Genomic DNA, 18,012 nt, shown 5'->3' on the forward strand with positions numbered 1-18,012 from the left:
CAGTGATGCGGTTAACCATAAAAACAAGGATGATTTATGAAAGGAAGTTGCTTGTGTGGGGCCATTGAATACAACGTCAAAAAGCTAAGTACACCCATCATGAATTGCTCATGCAAAACGTGCCAGAAAGCGCATTCCAGTGCGTTTGCAATTGGTGCTGGTGTTCAAGCGGATGATTTCGAGTGGGTGAAAGGGGAAGACACACTCTCGCATTACGAATCGTCTCCTGGGAAGAAACGTTATTTCTGCTCAAACTGTGGTAGCCAGATTGTGGCTATCCGCGAAGGAGCACCTTTCCATATTCTGCGCGTCGCAACATTGGATGAAGATCCGTTGGCGGTGCCTGCACTCAGAATTTGGACGTCTCATAAAACGCCATGGCTGAGCGACGACCTTGAAATGCCTTCTTATGAAGAATGGCATCCGAATCGATAATCAGATTTTCATCTACCCAATCAACCTGAATGCAAACATGTTAGCGTTGTTTGGCTATCCATCAAAAAGGCAGCGTTAACGCTGCCTTTTCTTAATATCGAACGAAACACTGAACGTGAGCATATTCAGCATGTTTGGTGTTCTTTTATTCGTATTTTACAAACCCATCGTCGATACAAATGCGAACGCAATTCTCCGCTGCGCTCTCAGCATCTTCCTTACTTTTGAAGATAGAAAGGGACTTGTCTGAGTTCATCAGTTCATAGGCTTTTGCTGGGTCGCTGGCATCCACATCGGATTTCGAGAAAGAAAACGAGGCAGAGAAGCCGCCCAGATCTTCGCGCTTGCTGACGTTCACTAAGTAGTTGATATTATTATGTGACCCTTTCATTTTATGTTCTCCTTTTTGTAACACGTGTATTACAAGGTAGGCAGTGGAATGGTATACGTCAAAAAATAAACCGAACAAAATTCGTGACGAAAAAAAGCCCCGTTTGATGTCGATCGAACGGGGCGAAGGGCAGAAAAGGAGAGGATAAAAGAAGGTTCTAGCCTGCCGCACTTGAGAATTCTGGGTCTACTGAAACGCTCTCTTGAACGTCACAAGCAATCAACCCGCCAAGGACCATATCTTCACAGCGAACGCAGTTTTTATCGTCACAACGTGTGATTTCTGGTTTTGCCAAAATGGCCAATGCGCTTTCTTCTAAAAGGTTTTCCAAAGGGTAAGCTACCCATTGGCTGCCGAACACTTCGGTATACGCGCTGCATGGCTCAAGAATGCTATGTAAGTTTTCAAATCCGTTGGAGCAAGCACCGACGCAAACCTCAACGGTTGGTGTCTCTTTCGTTGCCGCCCAACGGCGAAATAACGTTCTGCCCGCAAGCTCCTCTGCATAATGGATTGGGGTAATGCTGTTGAGTGATACGCCAATCGCGAGTACCACAGCGTCTCTTGCTTCTTTGCCCTGGTAGAGACCGTAAACATTTTCGTAAGTTTGGCGTTTTATCACAGTGGCCGCTTTGGGACCGACAGCGGCAAAGCTACTGATTGGGTGATTGCTACGAACACGATCAGGGTGATGCAAAACGGCACGAGCAAAGCTGCCCATGCAAGACTCTAGCTCGTTGTCGTCAGGGTCAAAGGCGCGAATGTTGTCAAACATCCACTCCCCGCGATGACCGTTTTGCAGGTAACGGTTTTCTTCAGGCGGAAGGCAAAGCGTATCGTAGTTAAACGTCGGCACCACGACAGTACAGCCTGCCTCAAGAAAACACTGAATCAGTGATGCTGGGTTAGGTTTGTGTGTCGAGAAAGAGCGCATGCCGCAATGGATATAAACGACTTTATTCTCCAGCTTCAGCGATGAAATGGTCGCTTTTAGCACCGCTGTTTCCATGTTATCGCTCATGACGCTATCTGTCCTTTTGTTGCTTCAGGAACCTGAAGAAGTTCGTAGAGGTACTCAAGGCGTTGGCTGCTTTGCTGACAGCCACCGTCGCGGTAGTGCTGTTGCCATAGTGCTTTGTACTGCGTGATGAGCGGGATCAGGGATTGGGTGAGCGCGGCTTTGCGATCTGCGGCGAAACGTTCTACTTCTCGATGCCCTTCTTCGGCATAGCCTTGAGCAATGTTGCACGCAAGGGTGAGCGCATCAATCGTCCACAGCAAATCGTTCACCAAGTCGCTGGCAGGCAATGTCGAAAGTTGTTCTTTGAGCGCGGTTAACGCGCGGTAAGCTGACGGCAATGTGTGTGTATCGAAACCTTGTGCACGCTTGATGTGTCGGCGTGACGATTGGTCAAAAAGGAACGGTCCAAAAAACGCACAATTTGGCGTTTCGATCCCCGTGAGGTGTAGATATTTTGAATCGCAACAAGTGCCTGCAATTCAACCTCAGAAGCTCCTGGGAAAAACCAATTCAATGCTGCTGAAACATCCGTGTCCTTTTGCTGCGCTTCACCCCACGCCATCGCTGCACCAAACGCGTAGGCGGGAATAGGCATAGAGAACTGCTGTCCGTGTCCCATGTCGCCCCATTCGGTCACCATATAGCCTTGCGCGTGATAGCGTTTGGCGGAATTCGCCGCTCTGCGCATATGCGTGGTGGCGGTTTGCCAGCGACCAGCCACAGAGGCAAAGCAATTAGTTGATACGGCGACGTGGAATGGCAGACCAAAATCAACAAGCTGTCGGTGCTCAGCATCGAAGGGGTGATCGGCTTCGTAGCCCCAATTCAGCAGCGTAAGGTCTTTGGGTAGCTCGCTGATGAGGTTCGGGAAACGAAACAGCATGTCGCTGAAGATCTGGCATTTCATGCCTTGCTTATTGGCCACCGCTAGGACTTTGTTTAAGTATTCCAAAAACACTTTGCCACGACCAAAAATCTCACATGCAGATTTGCTCGCGCCCACGCCCAAATCCATGGTTTCGTCGAAATTAAGGTTGAGCGTTTTACTGGTAAAGTTCGGTAGTAGCTCTGTCAGCAAGCCATCAACAAACTCGATGGTTTGGTCGCTGACAGGGTTTAGACCAAATGCCCCTTTTCGATAGTCGCCGCGCTGATCATGAAAGCCGGTCGTTTGCTCGGCAAGATAGTGGTATTCCTCATGGTTGAGCCATTTTTCCATGTGACCAAAGGTGGCCTGATTGGGGATTAGCTCAATTCCTCTTTCTTTGCAGTACGCATCAATTTCTTGAATGTCTTCAGCCGTCATCGGGGAATAATTATTCCAGGCCGTCTGATGATCGCGATAGGCAAAGGTATGTTCGGTATAAAGCTGAAATTGGTTGAATTTTAGGCGAGACCAGTAATCGATCAATTGTTTTAATGATGCCATTGTTGGCACGCGATCACGGCTGATGTCGAGCAGTATCGAACGATTCTCAAAATCCGGCCAATCCTCGATCACGAAGTCACTGTTAAGCGGCGTACCGTTTTCAATTAACTGCTGAATCGCGTTGTGGGCATAAAGCACGCCGTGTTCGTCGGCATAGTAAACAAACACGCGATTGTTGCTGAAGCTGACACGATAACCCTGAGGGTTAATGGTTTTTTGGTGACGATAAATCACGCTGTCACTGTCAATGCGCGCACCCAACAGCGAAGGGCAATAAGAAATGAGCGCGCCAATATCAACGGTCTTAACGGAAAAGCCAGTGGTAAATCTTTTAGGTGCCGGGAAAATCATACCAAACAACTCCTTTTCGGCGCTAAATACAAACGGTGCCGTTTTCGCGCAACGCCAAGCTATCGGCGAGCAATAAATCTGGGGTAAGCAGCTTTTGCCAAGCCATACAGGCTGCTCCCATCGCCGCAGCTTGAGGACCCAAAATAGAAAACTCGATAATTGGTCTCACCATGATAGAGCCGGCGAGGTTTTCACTTTCTTTTCGCAGTGCAGCCGCGAGTTCAGGACCAAACTGCATGCCTTGTCCGCCAATCACGATGCGCTTGATACTGAGCAAGCTGCAAATGTTGACGGCAAGGGTAGAAAATTCTTCGATGATCACACTAGGCGTAGGCTCTGCACCTCGCATCAGCTCTTGGCTGTTAAATTGCCCTGCCATGTGTTGTTCGCCGTAGAAAAGCTGGCGATTCAGCACCACACCCACACCAATACCCAAACGGTGATAAAGCTCTCTTGAATGGTGTGTAGAGAGGAGCACATACAGGAAGTGATCGTAGGGCAAACTGCGTTGCTGCATCAGCTCTCCCCATGCGCCGCAGTTAGCATCGTTATCGATGAACACAGGGTAGGGGAAGTGCTGCTTGAAAAGCGGTGCAAAATTGATGGTAGAGCGTACGCTCAACGCGTGTGAAATCTTCAGTTGGCAAAGCTCTGGGTCAATCAAGCCCGGCATACCTATGCCAATGGCAAGGATCCTTGGAAACAGCGACTGAATGGTTTTGATGCTTGGGACGAGTGCTTCAATCAGCGCTTTGTCGATGGACACCGACGGGTTCAGTGGCAGCATGTCGTGATAAACGACTTGCCCCAAGAGATTCACCACTGACACCTTGAGTGCATCCGAATTCACTTCGACACCCACTAAAACGCCAAACTCAGGGTTAAACACCAAGGAGATCTTGGGTCTGCCACCGCGTCCCGCAACCAGTTGGGGTTGTTCGAACAACATGCCGATATTGACCAAGTGGTTAACTGCTTTCGTAACCGTTGATTTATCAAGGCCCAACTTTGTCGCCATATCAATGCGCGAAACGCCCGGCGACTGCCAGAGGGCATTAACAATTGCGGCGGTGGTGTTAGTGCGACTGAGCTTGATAGACAATGGAAAAGTTTCCGGAGACAACTAAGTTGGTTCTATCTTATTGACAATCTTGGTGAAAACAACAATCCGGTGACAAAACTCAACTCGCTTCACTGTTTGTTTGTGATAAGGAGAAGTGAGTCGAATTAATTTGTTAGCTGTTTCATTTTCTTCTTTATTGAAGCAGTGTCTGAGCGGTTCGGCTTTATGCGGCCAAGGCCTGTCTTCGACCCCCGCCAGTTCTGCAATAAGCGACTGTCGACCAAAAGCGATCAAGAGGATAGTTTTCATCAGAAACTAACCCTGTTGATCTTCGGTTTTGGTTGTTGCCATATTCTTGGATCGGCTATTTGGTTTTCCCATTTGTCGTGATGGAGATAGAGAGGTGTACGATCGCATCGTTACACTGAGTTTACATTTCCAACATTTCAGAAAAGCACCCTGCGTCCCATATTGCTCTGCTGTCACATTTATTCAGCGGTGACTGCGATAGATTGATGTGACGTCATGACAGCAAGGAAGTGTGATGGGCAAAAAGAAAAACACGTCATTGCGGTTAGATGAGAAGACCCTGAAGGCACTCAAAATCAAAGCGATCGAAGAAGGAACCAGTGTTCAGGCAATCATGGAAAACCTCATCGAAGCGTATTTAAAGAAAGCGAACAAGAAGAGTAAAAACGCAGAGTAAAGGCAGGATATGGAAGCGAATTGCGCTGAAGACGCCTCAATAAAATCATTGCAGGGATGCCATTTTCAGTAGAAAAGGAATCACGCTTAAACACGTCGAGTCGATATGTCGATACGCCCAACTTTGCGTTAGAGAAAACTGGGTATTGGTTGCTTCTTGGCCGTGGCGGACAGGCAAAAGCCATCGACCACAATGGCTATGCATGTCACTCGTTATCGTTTTCTTCCACTCGTGACTTTCCCCTTACGCCAAGTGAATTGGCATTTTCGCTTTCTTCTGCTGAAGCACTATCAGAGTCGGTGATTGACGCCGTACGTCAAAGTGATGTTAGGCGACGCTTTATTGCATGGTTTGAAGGTGAAATAGATTACGAGGTCATTAGCTTTCGCGATGACGAGCAGAAGCTTACCGTGCAGCTTCATTGGCTAGTGATGACTTCGGACGCACTGCTGTCGCCCTTTGTCACGGCACACATCAAGCCTCTCCGCGGATTCGATCGCGCCGCAGAGCTTCTTCAGCATTGGCTCGACGTGACGGGTATTTCCCAAGGGACAGTGAAGCATGCGCTTGCATCACATCCACTCGTACCCCAAAAGGCTATCAAAGGTGGCACGAAAGATAACGTCAGTATCCACACGTGGGCGAACAAGCGAGTAAGCAGCCACCTTCAAGCGGCCGCGAGCCAGTTGGAAGGTATTTTTCAAGATATCGACATTCGTTACCTTCATCAGTATCGCGTGCACCTTAGAAAAACGCGTTCTATGTTGAGCTTGTTCAAAGGCGTGTTTGAAAAAAACGCGATGGTGGAAGCAAAGCATCAAACCAAGCGTTTGATGGCTGATACTGGTGCGCTTCGCGATTTGGACGTGTATTTGATGTCCAAGCAAGATTTCTACACCAAGATGCCCGTGACGTTTCATGATGGCCTTGCGGAATTGTTTGAGCTTTTGGAAAGCCGACGCGCGGCTGCATTACACGACTTTCAAACCCTTATTGCTTCGGACAAACCACACCAAACGTTGGCTTCGCTGCAAAGCAAAGCGTTAGCCGAGGGGCCAAAGGCAGAGAAACGTGTTCGCGCGTTTGGGCATAAAGAGATTTTGAAACATTACGCTAAAACGGCTGCTATTGGTGCCTCGCTCAGCCATTCATCGCTCGACGAACAAGTCCATGACTTTCGCTTGGCATGCAAAAAGCTGCGATATCTGAGTGATTTCTTTGTTGATGATGACATCAACGAAACGGCGGTGAGCGTTGTCGCTCAGCTCGTGGACCTTACGCGGGTGCTCGGAGAGTTCAATGATTACTGCGTTCAGGCAGACTTTGTGGCTGGGTTAGAACAGGAGCTGAACGCCAGCAACAAGATGACACCAACACTGGCTAAAACATTTGGTGGCATGATGCTCTTGTTTGATCAGGAAAGGACACGCGCGAGAGCGGAGGCGTTATTACAAATCGACGTATTCGTTGCTGCGGAAACAGCGGCGAATTTTAAACACGTATTCGGGAAAAAATAGGGAGAATCCCAATGAAAATATTGGCGTGTTACAGCAATAAAGGTGGCGTTGGCAAGACGGCGAGTGCCGTCAACATCGCGCATTTAATGGCAAAATCTGGCTACAAAGTGCTGCTAGTGGACCTGGATCCGCAAGGCGCATCTTCGTTCTATTATCGCCTTAAGCCCTCAAAGAAACTTCCGAATGACAGCTTCTTTACCCGAGGCGACAAGTTCTACAAATCCATCCAAGCCAGTGATTACGAAAACCTCGATGTACTGCCTGCCAACATGGATTTTCGCGGCTTCGATGTATTCCTGTCTGAAATGAAAAAAGGCCAGTCACGTCTTCGCAAGGTGCTGAAAGGCGTGAAGAAGGAATACGACATCGTATTGCTGGATTGCCCGCCAACCTTGTCGCTACTTTCTGAGAACGTGTTTGAGTGTGCTGACAATATTTTGGTGCCAGTGATCCCAACCACGCTCACTGAGCGGACTCTCGAGCAACTTTACGAGTTCTTTGACGACCAGGGTTATGACAAATCGCGCTTGCTGCCATTTTTCAGCATGGTGCAAAAGAGCAAATCACTGCACAAAGAGACCATGGAACGCATCGCGAACCTTTACCCCGCATTGTTGAGTACCAGTATTCCGTTTGCCACAGATGTAGAGCGCATGGGCGTGAATCGCGCGCCACTGACAGACTTTGGTAAATCAAGCTCTGCTGCCATGTTCTACAACAAACTGTGGCGTGAAATCGAAGCGTTAATCTTTCCAAAGAAAAAAGCGGCCTAAGCAGAAAGCGCAATCCTAGGGTGTCACCAATTACCACGGAAGGGATGACCCCCTAGGTTTTTATCTCGCTTTGATAGCAAAACTATGTAACGACTATCTGTACCTTTGCGGGTGAAGTCTTACATCCTGCCCTTGTTGTCATTTTGTTACTGCGTGATACTCGAGCATCAGGAAACAAAAAGGCTAGGACAAGGATGAATAAAAACGTATGGCTTTTGGCACTTTGCCAAGCCCTGCTGATGAGCGGCAATATCGTTTTAATATCGGTCAACGGGCTCATTGGCCAGCAACTCTCTCCCAGTGATACTTGGGTAACATTACCTGTCTCCTCGCAGTTTGTAGGGCTCATGTTGGCGACCATTCCGGCCTCGCTCATCATGGCGAAAATCGGCAGAAAGAACGGCTTTATGCTGGGCAACGTGATTGGGATCCTCGGTGCATTTTTGTGTGTTTACGCGCTGGGTCAATCTCAATTCTGGCTGTTCTGTTTTAGCACCTTGTTGCTCGGTATCGGTATTGGATTCGGCACCTTGTACCGCTTCGCGGCTATTGAAGTGAGCGCGCCAGATGCTAAAGACAAAGCCATTTCCCTGTCGATGGCTGGCGGTGTGTTGGCGGCCATTCTAGGGCCAAACCTCGCTATTGCCAGTCAGCATTGGTTGCCCGGCACCAATTTCAGCGGCGCGTTCCTCGGTATTGCAGCACTCTATATTCTGTCCTTGGTTGTGCTGCAATTTATTGGTTTGCCCCCTGCGCCAGCTGCCAGTAGCCAACCTGCGCAAAACCCTGCCAGTCACATTATTCGTGCGCCAGGTTATGCCATTGCCGTGTTCTCTGCGGTTGTCGCGTATGCCGTGATGAACCTTTTAATGACGGTCACGCCAATTGCGATGCATAAACACGGCTTCCACTTTGAACAAGCTGCGGTGGTGATTGAATGGCACGTGTTGGGTATGTTCCTGCCTTCATTTTTTACCGGTTCCATCATTGGAAAAATCGGCACGCGCAAGACCATCTTCCTGGGGGCGTTGATGTTTATCGCTTGTATTTTGGTCAACCTTAATGGCGTCTCAGAGTGGCACTTTAGAATTGCTTAGTGCTCTTGGGCGTGGGTTGGAACTTTATGTTTATTGGTGCCACCAGTGAGCTGACACAAACCTACTTACAGCAAGACAAACCGAAGGCTCAGGCGATCAACGAGTTCTCAGTCTTTGGCTGTGTGACGATCACGGCATTGATGGCGGGTAACTTAGAAGTGACGCTGGGTTGGCAAACCCTGAATCTCGTTATGTTGCCGTTTGTATGTCTGGTTCCCATCATCATGTTCTTGTTTAGCCGCACGCCAAAGAAGGCGGAAGCGTAAACAGAAGTGGTCACACATCACATTTTTGTCGAGGTGCTATCTTTACTGAACCACCTCAGACAAAGATGGAGTGTTTATGGAACTCGAAAATGAACACGGCGAAAAAATGCATTTGGCGGACGATCTCACTTTAAAAGAGATGGTCGATATGGGATTGCTGGTGGTGCTGTCTGATGCAAACGACAGCAGCGAGGATTGCTGGATCCCAACTGATCCATTGGAGTAGCCCAAACCGAGTGCTTTGTACTCAAAGCGACACGGTTCAATGTAAGTTTTATGTCTGGAAAGCCCCAAAAAACGGGGCTTTTCTTGATCTTGCTACCTGCGCCGTATTACCTTGATGCGGTTATGATTAAAATCGGCTTTTTTCGTAGCCCGATGAGAGGGTTATTCTCAAACAATCTAAGGCCTTAACCTTCAGGTTGACTGGGTATTCGCCCTATTTCAATAAGGATGTCTCATGAAATTGTTTGTATTTGACCACTGCCCATACTGTGTAAAAGCCATGATGGTCGCGGGCATGAAAAAGATGGACGTCGAAAGAGTTTATCTGCAAAACCATGATATCGACGCACGCATTGAGAAGGTCGGCGCAAACTTGGTGCCTATTCTGCAAAAGCCAGATGGCGAGTACATGGCAGAAAGTCTGGATATTGCGGCTTACCTTGATGCATTCGACGGTGCACCAGTGCTGAAAGACAGCGAGTTCAGCCAGCGTATTGCTGCATGGATGGAAGTGGCGGGCTTCTATGGCTCTCGTTTGATTTATCCGCGTTGGATGATGATTGAACTGCCTGAATTCCAAAGTGATGACGCAAGAGCGTGGTTCATCGAGAAAAAATCAGCCATGATCGACATGACCTTTGATGAGGCTTTCGCGAACAGCGAAGAGTATATCGCGAAGCTGAACGTTGAACTTCTGAAGCTGGACTGGTTGGTGCTGCCATCCCAGCGTGGCAATACCCTAAGCTACGACGACATCAATCTGTTCCCATTCCTGCGTAACTACACCGTGATTAAAGGTCTTCGTTACCCAGGCATCGTGCGCCAGTACTTGGACGAAGTGTCTGAACTAACCGGCGTGAAGCTATACGACGCGGTTGCCGTGTAATCAATACGCACGAAGATAAACGAAAAGGCGCACATTGCAGTGCGCCTTTTTTCTGCCTCAACGAAGCTTTTTGTACTTCTACGAATCTTTTTCTACGTCTAAGAAGCTTTGGCTTTACCCAATACGCTGTCGTTTAAACGTAGATTTTCATTCCGAATAGCACATTGGTACTTGAGTAGCCGTGAGGCAGGTCGTCGTAACGAACGTCAGCCGTAAAGCCTACCGCATTGAACGGACGCATTTCAAAGCCGGCTGAAATGTATGGCGACAGCCCTGAGTATTTATGCGCTGTCACATCGTGATAGCTGCCGTCTTCACCTTTTACGCGAGCATACTCAGACACAGTGCCATAGCCCGCACCGCCAGACGCATAGAGGCTCAGAAACGAATTGACCGGATAGTTGCCGCGTACGCCGACAAAGTAGTTGTCAAAATCGGCAGACTTATCGCTGAAAAGTTGAGAGAAAACAGGGAAGGCACCCGCTCCCATCATACCGGCCTCAAGGTCAACGCGCTGAGACAACGAATGTGAATAGTTAAGCTGCAGACTCAGTAACGTATCGTCTGCACTGTTGGTTCTATACCCTTCGATATAACCGCCACCGGCTTTGATATCGATACTGTCAGCGTGTGCTTGAGTAGAAAGGGCGAGAAGTGCCGCAGCGATAACGCGCATGTTTTTCATAGTGTGCTCTTTATGTCGATGAAAAATTTGGGCTGGCGACAAAAAGGGGAAGCTAAATGTGTAACGCCAGAAACGTGCGACAGTATGAGAGCAAGAGTCTGAACAAAGCCTGAATAGAAAACACTGTTCGATTTAATGCATGTAAAGCTGAACATACAGTTGGTTAAGCCAGTTCAAACAAAAAAGCCGAACTAAATAGCTCGGCTTAAAGAATTCACTGAACCAGATTACAGGTACATCTTCGCCAGTTCTGATGGCTCAACTTCCTTGCCTTCCAAGTCAGCATTCCAGTTGGTACCAACCAGCACGCCGTCTTCGTCAAGGGTGATCAGCCAATCTTCAACAAACACATCAAGAGGGATTTCAGTTACCGTGAACTCTGCCCACTCTTCCACGTTATGACGTTCAGCGTCTTCTTTTGCAGACCAAAAAGGCATAACTTCACTGTTTTCGAACTCGGTAGAGTCAACTGCCAGCCAATCTTCTTCTTCATTCTGAAGACCCCAAACAACGTTAGTACGCTTGGTTTCTTCGACAAAAAGCATCAGGTTTGCTTGGATATCTGCGGTTAGTTTGGTCATTTACTTAATCTCTTGAGAGTTAACCCGTCTAGAGTATCACTTATCGCAACAATGCGCTGCTGTCGTTACGCTTAAACCCTCAAAATTCAACGTTTGGCAGCGGTTTCTTTGTCAAAAGCTGGCGGAGTGTTTCCAATCCTTCTTCGAAGGTTGCTCTCGATGCGATCGCCATCAGCGACAAACGAACATGTTTGTCTTCTTTACCATTTGCTGAAAAATGCACGCCGCTGCTCAACGTAATGCCCTCTTTTTTTGCTTCCGTAGTAAAACGCTCAGCACTCCAATGCGGCGGTAAAGGCAACCAAACATGGAAACCCGAAGGCGTTTGTTCGAATGGCCCCAAGATATTCTCAGTCATGCGTTGGCGTGCTTTTGCTTCGCTTCGCTGGCCTTCTGCGAGCGTGAAGGCGGTATTGGAGTCAATCAACTGCGTCGCGACCATAAAGTTCAGCGGAGAGGCTAGCCAAATCTCAGCGCGGATATGCGCGTTCAGCAGCGGGATCAAATGAAGAGGGGCTTTGATGTAACCACAACGCATCGCAGGGCTGATCGCCTTCGACAGGCTAGTGAGGTAAATACCTTTATCAGGGATGCGAGAGGAAATAGACGTTATGACTTCATCGTTCAAAAACGCATAAATGTCATCCTCCACCAAGTATGCGGAAGATGTCGCCATAACTTTTGCTATTTCAGCTTTTCGCTTCTCACCCATCGTTATTCCAGTTGGGTTTTGATGAGACGGCAGCGTGATGACGAGCTTGGGTTTATCGGTTTTCAGCACGCGCTTTAACGCTTTTGGACACAAACCTTGTGCGTCCATCTCGACAGGCACAACGTTGCGAGACGAAAGCTCTGCAACGGCCAAGATTCCCGGATAGGTGAGACTCTCTGCTGCGATAACATCACCCGGTTGTGTCAGTGTGTTGATCACCAAAGATAAGGCTTGCTGTGCGCCGCTGGTGAGCAAAGTATTCTCAATGCTGGCATCTGTGACACCAAATCGCTGGAGCCATTTTACGCCAGATTGGCGATGTGCTTCGTGGCCAGATTGCTCTGCATAGGCAAGCAGAGAAACATCCAGCGTTTCTGTTGCGTCACGGTAAGCTTGGCGAACTTGGCGTAGATTAAGGTGAATGCAGGGCTGCAAAATCGAGAAGTTAAAGCCTTCTCCATCTTTTGCTTGGATTGCTGTGCTAAGTGCAGAAGGGCCAATAACAAAGGTGCCGCGTCCAACGAAAGACTCAACGCGTTTCAGCTCTGCAAGCAGTTTGTAGGCTTTAGAAATGGTCACTGGAGTGGTGTTGAATTCTGCGGCTAACTCGCGGTGTGGCGGCAGTTTGGCATTGGCGGGATACACACCTTCATCAATGCGCGCCTCGATTAACTGTGCGATATCCCTGAATTTCGCTTCACTCACACCGAACTCCTTTGGCTCATGTATCCGTTCTCTGCATTAACAAGATTATGACCTTATCGACACTGTTTTGAAATAGTTTAATTGAAAGAAATGATTTATTGACATATGTCAATTGCTGCAATTATAGTCATCACACGTTGGCGAATTGGCAAACAACGATTAACGTATTACCGAATCACGAAGGAGGAGAAAAATGGAAAACACGAAGTCGCATTTGTAGGTCTGGGCGTAATGGGATACCCAATGGCAGGCCACCTCCTTCGCGCAGGATTTGATACCACGGTATACAACCGAACCGCAGCAAAAGCCGAAGCATGGGCGAACCAACATGGCGGCGCACACGCGCTGACTCCGCGAGAAGCGGCAGAAGGTTGTGAGTTTGTATTTGTATGTGTGGGTAACGACAACGACGTTCGCAGCGTGATTTACGGTGACGACGGTGTACTGGCGTCCATGAAGCCGGGCAGTATTCTCGTTGACCACACCACGACGTCAGCGGAGTTGGCAGAAGAACTGGCAAAAGCTTGTGCTGAAAAAGGGGTGAGCTTTATTGATGCCCCAGTGTCAGGCGGACAAGCGGGCGCAGAAAATGGCGTATTGACCGTAATGTGTGGCGGCAGCGAAGACGCGTTTGCAAGAGCACAACCTGTGATTGATGCATTCGCAAAATCCGCAGTGCTGCTGGGCGAGAATGGCCAGGGTCAACGCTGCAAGATGGTTAACCAAATCTGTATTGCCGGTATCCTGCAAGGCTTGAGTGAAGCACTGATCCTCGCCCAAGCGTCTGGTCTAAACATTGAACAAGTGACCGACGTGCTGAAACATGGTGCTGCTGGCTCTTGGCAGATGGAAAACCGTGCAGTGACGATGGCACAAGACAAGTTTGATTTTGGTTTCGCGATCGATTGGATGCGCAAAGATTTGGGTATCTGTCTGGATGAAGCGTCGCGTCATGGGTTGGACTTAGCACTGACAAAAAACGTAGACAGCAAGTACGAGGAACTGCAACAAAGAGGTTTCGGTCGCATGGATACCTCTGTCCTTATCAAAGCCAACAAAAAATAGTTTTAAACAAGTCAGATATGCACGAACGGGCTCACAGATGTTGAGCCCGTTTTCTATACAATGGATATTCTCATCAATTGGCTCTATCCCTGATTTTATGGGGCTTTAGCAAATGCGGTTTCGTGATCGGATTTCAACAAGGAGTAGCTGTGGATTTGTTGTCTGTTGTAGTCGGTATTGGCCTTGTGCTTTTCTTCTATTTCGTTGTTTACTCCAAGCCGCAAGATGATGAGTGGAAAAAACTCCCTTCCTTTGAGGAATACCTCGACGATCACCCTGAATGTGAAACCGATGATGTGAAATGCGTTACCTGCTTTTCCTGCGGTTCGGATAACGTCGACATCGTTCCTGTCACCACCGATGGCGATCCGCGCCAAAAACATGTCTGTTCAGTCTGCAAAAAAGCCTTGTTTAAGACCAAAGGCAAAATTTGGTGGGCAGAAAACAACTAGCAATGAGTGGGTAAAAACGAGTGCTGTATGATGCAAAAACAGTCGATAGGACGTGATTAGCCATTCATGTGAAAGCAGTTGCACCTCGCAAATGTTGTCATCAAAAACCGCTCAAGAATGAAGCATGTCGTAGTTTGGCAAGCTGTTGAATGACAGACTATTTCGATAAACCCATAGTGGATAAACCATTAATCCAGCAGGGTTTTATCACCATGACACTCACTCCCAATAAACTGTTTATCTTCGGTATGCTCTTATTGAGTGCTTTAGCGATGCCATTTGCACAAGCGGCGGACGACATCAAAGGCGTGAATCTCCTTCATACGGCAAATTGGCGTGCGGCGACTGATGACTTTGGCTCTAGCTTTAAGGCATCTAATCCTCTCGTCCAGAATGAAGAGATCGCGGTTGAGTTCACCATGTCTGCAAAGCAAGAAGGCAAGCGCTGGCCGTTTGTTGAGCTGGTTTGCGCGACTGAAACGGCGTTGACGGGTGTCTCTAACCTGGAAATTACCTATCGCTCGGAATCTGACGTGTCAGTGAAATTCTCTCAATCTGATTTTGGCTCAAAAGGTGACGGCTCTTATGCGCATTATCAAACCGTTATCCCTGCATCTGATGAATGGGTAACCATCAAACTGCAAGCCAGCGAATTCAAACAACCAAGCTGGGCACCAGAAAGCACCAAGAAAATCGCACTGAATTTATCTAATGTGGAAGATATTTACCTGTCTCCGAAGCTGAACTTTGAAACAGGTGAAACGAGTACACTGAGAATTAAAAGTCTGCGAGTGCTGTAATTCAGTACACTGAAAAGGCACAAGTAAGAAAACAAAAACCGCGTTGAGAAACGTGGTTTTTGCGTTTTAGAGGACGAGTAAAATGCGGCTGAAAATTAGGGCAAGGTTAATCGCGGCTGTATTTCTTTCTTATTCGGATCTGCTCTTCGTTTATCTTTTTCAGCTCCAACCCGTGATGAAGGCGAACGATTAATTCATTTTCTTCTCGCCTAAAAGGTTTGCCTTGAATTTCGACCTCAGAACCGTCCTCAAACTGAATAATGCCAGCGATTATCCGGCCATCTACAACCTGAGTATCTTCTTTTACCAAGAGGCGAACGCCTTGTTCAGAGATCTCACACACAGGGAACTTGTCGCCTTCTGCTAAGAAAATAGGCCGCTCGTTCTCGTTATAACGGAGCCTAAAAAATTCACGATTCTGTTGGTTTTCTTCTTCGTCTTTTTCCATCACAGTGATTCGCTTCTCGTCTTCAGTTGGCATGAAATGAATGCTTCATCTTTAACTTTAGCAACCCATTGCATAAAGTTACTGACTTCTTAAATCTTGGTGAGCAACGTCGTATTTCAACCGCTTGGCCGATTGAGTATCGCTTAAAAAATTCAATCTGAAGAAAACAAAAAGCCACGTTTTGAAACGTGGCTTTTTAGTGTAAAAGGATGCCAATTGAAGCTATTTTCATTGCTTCTTGTCGACGTCACCCACCACGCCTTCGTGGGAAAGGTCACCTGAAAGCTCTGCGGTGATTTCTGCGAGGCTCTCTTTTTCAGCCGCCACGATTTTGCCGCTAACCGCATCCACTTCTACTTCATACGCTTGCTCGCCAGAGCGCACAAACACGTCCCACTGCGTATCAGGCTCGTCAAAACGAATGCCCAATACTTCCACGCCAACCTCTGCCAGTGCAGCCTTGATTGCTGCTTCTTCGCTAATGATTTTTGCATCTGCCGCGTAGCTAGAGACGCTGAACATGCCCACAGATGCCAAAAGTGCAGTACCTAAAATCAGTTTTTTCATTTGTCTGTCCTTAACTTCAGTTTCACAACAAATCGATGGAACCATGACGTGTCGAAAGCGTTGAGTATCTGCGAGTTATCTCTAAATAGACATGCAACGCCTTACATCAGTGATAGCAGGTTAAGGTGAGGGATGTGAAAAAAATGTGAAATTCATCCAACTCAAAACATAAAGGGAACAAGATGATTAAGGTTTTCTAATTAGCATTATAAATGTTCTAATTAGCCCTGACGTGAATATGATAGCGATCCATAAAAAAGTAAGAATGTCATCATTTTTTATTTTGTCCCATATGCTATTTTTAATTATAATATCTTCTGATTTGTATCGCTGTATTACCCCCTCTTGCCCAGTAGACTGGTAAGATGTATACATGTACTGTCCTCTTTTAAAATGTACAAAGCCTGAGCTTTGTGATTCTGGAAGTTTAACTAAGAATTTATCTCCCATCTTCAAAGGCCTGGGCGTGTTTTGATAGTAATCATTAGAGAATATTCTCTTGTCTGATATTGTAACAGAGCCTGATTTAAGAATTGCATTGTTAGTGGTGTTTTCATTTACTTCAGTACCTAATTCAATAACTCCGTCAATTAGGAATATACTCTCTAATGAATTATCAATCTTTAGTGCGGCACAATCAGAAAGCATTATTTCAGCTGTGTTTGTTATTACCCTTCCTGAACTGGTGTCTGATTCGCTATTAAGATAGATTACTAAGGTCTCGCTTAAATCATTGATGAATTCAATGGTGGAATAAGGATTTATAAATACTGAGCCTGAGAAACTAATTTCACTGTCTTTTGAGCAATTGTCATACAATCTCCCTTTTTCTATTTCCCATGTGGGATAATTACCGTTTTTATGGGGAGATATTTCAATATAGTTGGTTTTTGCTTCAATTGTAAATAATGATTTCTTTCCTGATAAATACGGTGAAGTATGCCATGTAGTATAGAATATGAGAAGTATGAGTAATGTAAATAGCGATATGGCGATTATTTTATGGGTGTTTCTAGACTCTATAATCGAAGTGATATTTTCGGTGATGAGGCTGAGTTTTTTTTTGAGCTTATAATGGTCCATATTTAATTTATTGCTTCCAGTTTATCTTGGTTTGATAGTTTGGTATCGAAGATAATTTTTTTCTTTTTATTTCAAGGCTGTTTTTTAATTTATTCTTCGGTACTGTGCATATTTTGTCATAAGCTATATTATAATTCCCTTTCAACTTTATACATTTGACCTTAAAGTCATGTTCTTTTATTGTTGGTATATGGATTACATCGCTTCTTGCATTGCTTCTTAAATAAATGTGTACATTTTCTCCTTTGTTAAGGTTACTCCAGCTTGCGATGTACTCAATACCAGTTTCGTTACAATCCGTAGTTGAGACTGACTTTGCACGTATCGCTAATTGACTAGAACTAAATTTCCGAAGCTTATCAAAGTGAGCTGTAGGGAAGGGGAGTGCAACAAGGCCATTTTCACTAGGCTGATTGTATAACTTATAGATTAGTTCTGCTTTGTATACACCATCCGCGCTGTTAATATTTACACAAACATTACTACTTATAGGCTTTTCACTAAATAAATATATATTCCTTTCGTTAAATTGGCTGGAATCTTGTATTCCTTTGAAGTAATTGCCGGATACCTTTACTTTTTGGTCCATGAATTCCAAAAAATGATAAATGGTTGCCTCTTCAGATTTTAGCTGAAATGAAAATAATATTAATACTATTGCAATAATTCTCATGGCAAAACCTTTATAATAATTGTTTATGTTTTCATGCATGGTGATTCATATTCTCTCTAATTTTCTTTAATATGAATTTTA

Annotated in this window: 22 protein-coding genes and 1 pseudogene; 10 read left to right on the plus strand and 13 right to left on the minus strand. The window is 46.4% G+C overall.

All coding sequences use genetic code 11. The annotated features are described in order from the left end of the window. Positions 1–36 precede the first annotated feature (36 nt). Positions 37–435 carry a GFA family protein gene (locus ATN88_RS09870; RefSeq protein WP_067414862.1) on the plus strand — a complete coding sequence of 133 codons (399 nt, stop codon included), beginning with the start codon at positions 37–39 and terminating at the stop codon, positions 433–435. A 145-nt stretch (positions 436–580) separates the two neighbouring features. Here ATN88_RS09870 and ATN88_RS09875 read toward each other — a convergent pair whose 3' ends face one another. The 6 genes from ATN88_RS09875 to ATN88_RS09895 form a co-directional block, all read right to left on the minus strand. Beyond that, positions 581–826, minus strand: a complete 246-nt coding sequence (locus ATN88_RS09875) for a hypothetical protein (protein ID WP_067414865.1) — start codon at positions 824–826, stop codon at positions 581–583. A gap of 157 nt (positions 827–983) precedes the next feature. Then, positions 984–1,847 (minus strand): AAC(3) family N-acetyltransferase, encoded by an 864-nt coding sequence (locus tag ATN88_RS09880; protein WP_067414868.1) that lies wholly within the window; start codon positions 1,845–1,847, stop codon positions 984–986. After that, positions 1,844–2,185: a hypothetical protein gene (locus ATN88_RS27145; protein ID WP_232313053.1), complete on the minus strand. Its 342-nt coding sequence runs from the start codon at positions 2,183–2,185 to the stop codon at positions 1,844–1,846. Before ATN88_RS27145 ends, ATN88_RS09880 begins: the two co-directional genes overlap by 4 nt. Then, complete coding sequence (locus tag ATN88_RS09885) at positions 2,161–3,627, minus strand: beta-N-acetylhexosaminidase (RefSeq protein WP_232313055.1); 1,467 nt, start codon at positions 3,625–3,627, stop codon at positions 2,161–2,163. The genes ATN88_RS27145 and ATN88_RS09885 overlap by 25 nt, the downstream gene beginning before the upstream one ends. Positions 3,628–3,649: 22 nt before the next feature. After that, a complete protein-coding gene (locus ATN88_RS09890; RefSeq protein ID WP_067414937.1) occupies positions 3,650–4,729 on the minus strand; it encodes an ROK family transcriptional regulator in 1,080 nt (359 codons plus the stop codon). Between the two features lie 21 nt (positions 4,730–4,750). Then, on the minus strand, positions 4,751–4,999 hold the full coding sequence (locus ATN88_RS09895) for a hypothetical protein (protein WP_067414871.1): 249 nt from the start codon (positions 4,997–4,999) through the stop codon (positions 4,751–4,753). Positions 5,000–5,234: 235 nt separating this feature from the next. Between ATN88_RS09895 and ATN88_RS09900 the strand changes: the two genes are divergently transcribed. The 6 genes and pseudogenes from ATN88_RS09900 to grxB all read left to right on the plus strand — a co-directional run bounded on the left by ATN88_RS09900 (position 5,235) and on the right by grxB (position 10,160). Beyond that, on the plus strand, positions 5,235–5,396 hold the full coding sequence (locus ATN88_RS09900; protein ID WP_067414874.1) for a ribbon-helix-helix protein, CopG family: 162 nt from the start codon (positions 5,235–5,237) through the stop codon (positions 5,394–5,396). A gap of 56 nt (positions 5,397–5,452) precedes the next feature. After that, complete coding sequence (locus ATN88_RS09905) at positions 5,453–6,913, plus strand: CHAD domain-containing protein (protein WP_067414878.1); 1,461 nt, start codon at positions 5,453–5,455, stop codon at positions 6,911–6,913. An 11-nt stretch (positions 6,914–6,924) separates the two neighbouring features. Then, positions 6,925–7,686, plus strand: a complete 762-nt coding sequence (locus ATN88_RS09910; protein ID WP_067414881.1) for a ParA family protein — start codon at positions 6,925–6,927, stop codon at positions 7,684–7,686. A gap of 194 nt (positions 7,687–7,880) precedes the next feature. Next, positions 7,881–9,049: pseudogene (locus tag ATN88_RS09915) on the plus strand (MFS transporter). 76 nt (positions 9,050–9,125) lie between these two features. Continuing rightward, on the plus strand, positions 9,126–9,275 hold the full coding sequence (locus ATN88_RS26115) for a hypothetical protein (RefSeq protein ID WP_198158362.1): 150 nt from the start codon (positions 9,126–9,128) through the stop codon (positions 9,273–9,275). A gap of 234 nt (positions 9,276–9,509) precedes the next feature. Continuing rightward, complete coding sequence (grxB, locus tag ATN88_RS09920; RefSeq protein ID WP_067414883.1) at positions 9,510–10,160, plus strand: glutaredoxin 2; 651 nt, start codon at positions 9,510–9,512, stop codon at positions 10,158–10,160. Positions 10,161–10,293: 133 nt separating this feature from the next. On the opposite strand, the gene ATN88_RS09925 is transcribed toward grxB, so the two are convergent. The 3 genes from ATN88_RS09925 to ATN88_RS09935 form a co-directional block, all read right to left on the minus strand. Then, a complete protein-coding gene (locus ATN88_RS09925) occupies positions 10,294–10,845 on the minus strand; it encodes an outer membrane beta-barrel protein (protein WP_067414886.1) in 552 nt (183 codons plus the stop codon). 227 nt (positions 10,846–11,072) lie between these two features. Beyond that, positions 11,073–11,426: a DUF2750 domain-containing protein gene (locus tag ATN88_RS09930; RefSeq protein ID WP_067414889.1), complete on the minus strand. Its 354-nt coding sequence runs from the start codon at positions 11,424–11,426 to the stop codon at positions 11,073–11,075. A gap of 79 nt (positions 11,427–11,505) precedes the next feature. Beyond that, on the minus strand, positions 11,506–12,843 hold the full coding sequence (locus ATN88_RS09935; RefSeq protein WP_067414891.1) for an aminotransferase-like domain-containing protein: 1,338 nt from the start codon (positions 12,841–12,843) through the stop codon (positions 11,506–11,508). Positions 12,844–12,948: 105 nt separating this feature from the next. Here ATN88_RS09935 and ATN88_RS09940 point away from each other — a divergent pair, with 105 nt between their 5' ends. The 3 genes from ATN88_RS09940 to ATN88_RS09950 all read left to right on the plus strand — a co-directional run bounded on the left by ATN88_RS09940 (position 12,949) and on the right by ATN88_RS09950 (position 15,160). Next, on the plus strand, positions 12,949–13,908 hold the full coding sequence (locus ATN88_RS09940) for an NAD(P)-dependent oxidoreductase (RefSeq protein ID WP_083539457.1): 960 nt from the start codon (positions 12,949–12,951) through the stop codon (positions 13,906–13,908). A 149-nt stretch (positions 13,909–14,057) separates the two neighbouring features. Then, entirely contained in the window at positions 14,058–14,360 is a 303-nt protein-coding gene (locus ATN88_RS09945) for a hypothetical protein (protein ID WP_067414894.1), read from the plus strand. Between the two features lie 149 nt (positions 14,361–14,509). Next, the gene (locus ATN88_RS09950; RefSeq protein ID WP_232313057.1) at positions 14,510–15,160 is read left to right on the plus strand and encodes a hypothetical protein; all 651 of its coding nucleotides are present in this window, start codon (positions 14,510–14,512) and stop codon (positions 15,158–15,160) included. A 106-nt stretch (positions 15,161–15,266) separates the two neighbouring features. Here the strand turns inward: ATN88_RS09950 and ATN88_RS09955 are convergent, their stop codons facing one another. The 4 genes from ATN88_RS09955 to ATN88_RS09970 all read right to left on the minus strand — a co-directional run bounded on the left by ATN88_RS09955 (position 15,267) and on the right by ATN88_RS09970 (position 17,931). Then, positions 15,267–15,608: a hypothetical protein gene (locus ATN88_RS09955; RefSeq protein ID WP_067414946.1), complete on the minus strand. Its 342-nt coding sequence runs from the start codon at positions 15,606–15,608 to the stop codon at positions 15,267–15,269. Between the two features lie 228 nt (positions 15,609–15,836). After that, positions 15,837–16,175: a PepSY domain-containing protein gene (locus ATN88_RS09960; RefSeq protein ID WP_067414897.1), complete on the minus strand. Its 339-nt coding sequence runs from the start codon at positions 16,173–16,175 to the stop codon at positions 15,837–15,839. 186 nt (positions 16,176–16,361) lie between these two features. Further along, positions 16,362–17,258: a hypothetical protein gene (locus tag ATN88_RS09965; protein WP_067414900.1), complete on the minus strand. Its 897-nt coding sequence runs from the start codon at positions 17,256–17,258 to the stop codon at positions 16,362–16,364. A 7-nt stretch (positions 17,259–17,265) separates the two neighbouring features. Continuing rightward, the gene (locus ATN88_RS09970) at positions 17,266–17,931 is read right to left on the minus strand and encodes a hypothetical protein (RefSeq protein ID WP_157490694.1); all 666 of its coding nucleotides are present in this window, start codon (positions 17,929–17,931) and stop codon (positions 17,266–17,268) included. Positions 17,932–18,012: the final 81 nt, after the last annotated feature.

Origin of the sequence: Enterovibrio coralii, assembly GCF_001559595.1 — a bacterium.
In the GTDB taxonomy this organism is placed as follows: Bacteria; Pseudomonadota; Gammaproteobacteria; order Enterobacterales; family Vibrionaceae; genus Enterovibrio; species Enterovibrio coralii.

What these genes read in the sequence shown, in the direction of transcription:
- ATN88_RS09910 (WP_067414881.1), top strand. Translation starts at nt 6,925, where the DNA reads ATGAAAATATTGGCGTGTTACAGCAATAAAGGTGGCGTTGGCAAGACG.
- ATN88_RS09885 (WP_232313055.1), bottom strand. Translation starts at nt 3,627, where the DNA reads ATGATTTTCCCGGCACCTAAAAGATTTACCACTGGCTTTTCCGTTAAG.
- grxB (WP_067414883.1), top strand. Translation starts at nt 9,510, where the DNA reads ATGAAATTGTTTGTATTTGACCACTGCCCATACTGTGTAAAAGCCATG.
- ATN88_RS09880 (WP_067414868.1), bottom strand. Translation starts at nt 1,847, where the DNA reads ATGAGCGATAACATGGAAACAGCGGTGCTAAAAGCGACCATTTCATCG.
- ATN88_RS09950 (WP_232313057.1), top strand. Translation starts at nt 14,510, where the DNA reads ATGACAGACTATTTCGATAAACCCATAGTGGATAAACCATTAATCCAG.
- ATN88_RS09970 (WP_157490694.1), bottom strand. Translation starts at nt 17,931, where the DNA reads ATGAGAATTATTGCAATAGTATTAATATTATTTTCATTTCAGCTAAAA.
- ATN88_RS26115 (WP_198158362.1), top strand. Translation starts at nt 9,126, where the DNA reads ATGGAACTCGAAAATGAACACGGCGAAAAAATGCATTTGGCGGACGAT.
- ATN88_RS09965 (WP_067414900.1), bottom strand. Translation starts at nt 17,258, where the DNA reads ATGGACCATTATAAGCTCAAAAAAAAACTCAGCCTCATCACCGAAAAT.
- ATN88_RS09870 (WP_067414862.1), top strand. Translation starts at nt 37, where the DNA reads ATGAAAGGAAGTTGCTTGTGTGGGGCCATTGAATACAACGTCAAAAAG.
- ATN88_RS09955 (WP_067414946.1), bottom strand. Translation starts at nt 15,608, where the DNA reads ATGGAAAAAGACGAAGAAGAAAACCAACAGAATCGTGAATTTTTTAGG.
- ATN88_RS09875 (WP_067414865.1), bottom strand. Translation starts at nt 826, where the DNA reads ATGAAAGGGTCACATAATAATATCAACTACTTAGTGAACGTCAGCAAG.
- ATN88_RS09900 (WP_067414874.1), top strand. Translation starts at nt 5,235, where the DNA reads ATGGGCAAAAAGAAAAACACGTCATTGCGGTTAGATGAGAAGACCCTG.
- ATN88_RS09895 (WP_067414871.1), bottom strand. Translation starts at nt 4,999, where the DNA reads ATGAAAACTATCCTCTTGATCGCTTTTGGTCGACAGTCGCTTATTGCA.
- ATN88_RS09930 (WP_067414889.1), bottom strand. Translation starts at nt 11,426, where the DNA reads ATGACCAAACTAACCGCAGATATCCAAGCAAACCTGATGCTTTTTGTC.
- ATN88_RS09940 (WP_083539457.1), top strand. Translation starts at nt 12,949, where the DNA reads ATGTCAATTGCTGCAATTATAGTCATCACACGTTGGCGAATTGGCAAA.
- ATN88_RS09925 (WP_067414886.1), bottom strand. Translation starts at nt 10,845, where the DNA reads ATGAAAAACATGCGCGTTATCGCTGCGGCACTTCTCGCCCTTTCTACT.
- ATN88_RS09905 (WP_067414878.1), top strand. Translation starts at nt 5,453, where the DNA reads ATGCCATTTTCAGTAGAAAAGGAATCACGCTTAAACACGTCGAGTCGA.
- ATN88_RS09960 (WP_067414897.1), bottom strand. Translation starts at nt 16,175, where the DNA reads ATGAAAAAACTGATTTTAGGTACTGCACTTTTGGCATCTGTGGGCATG.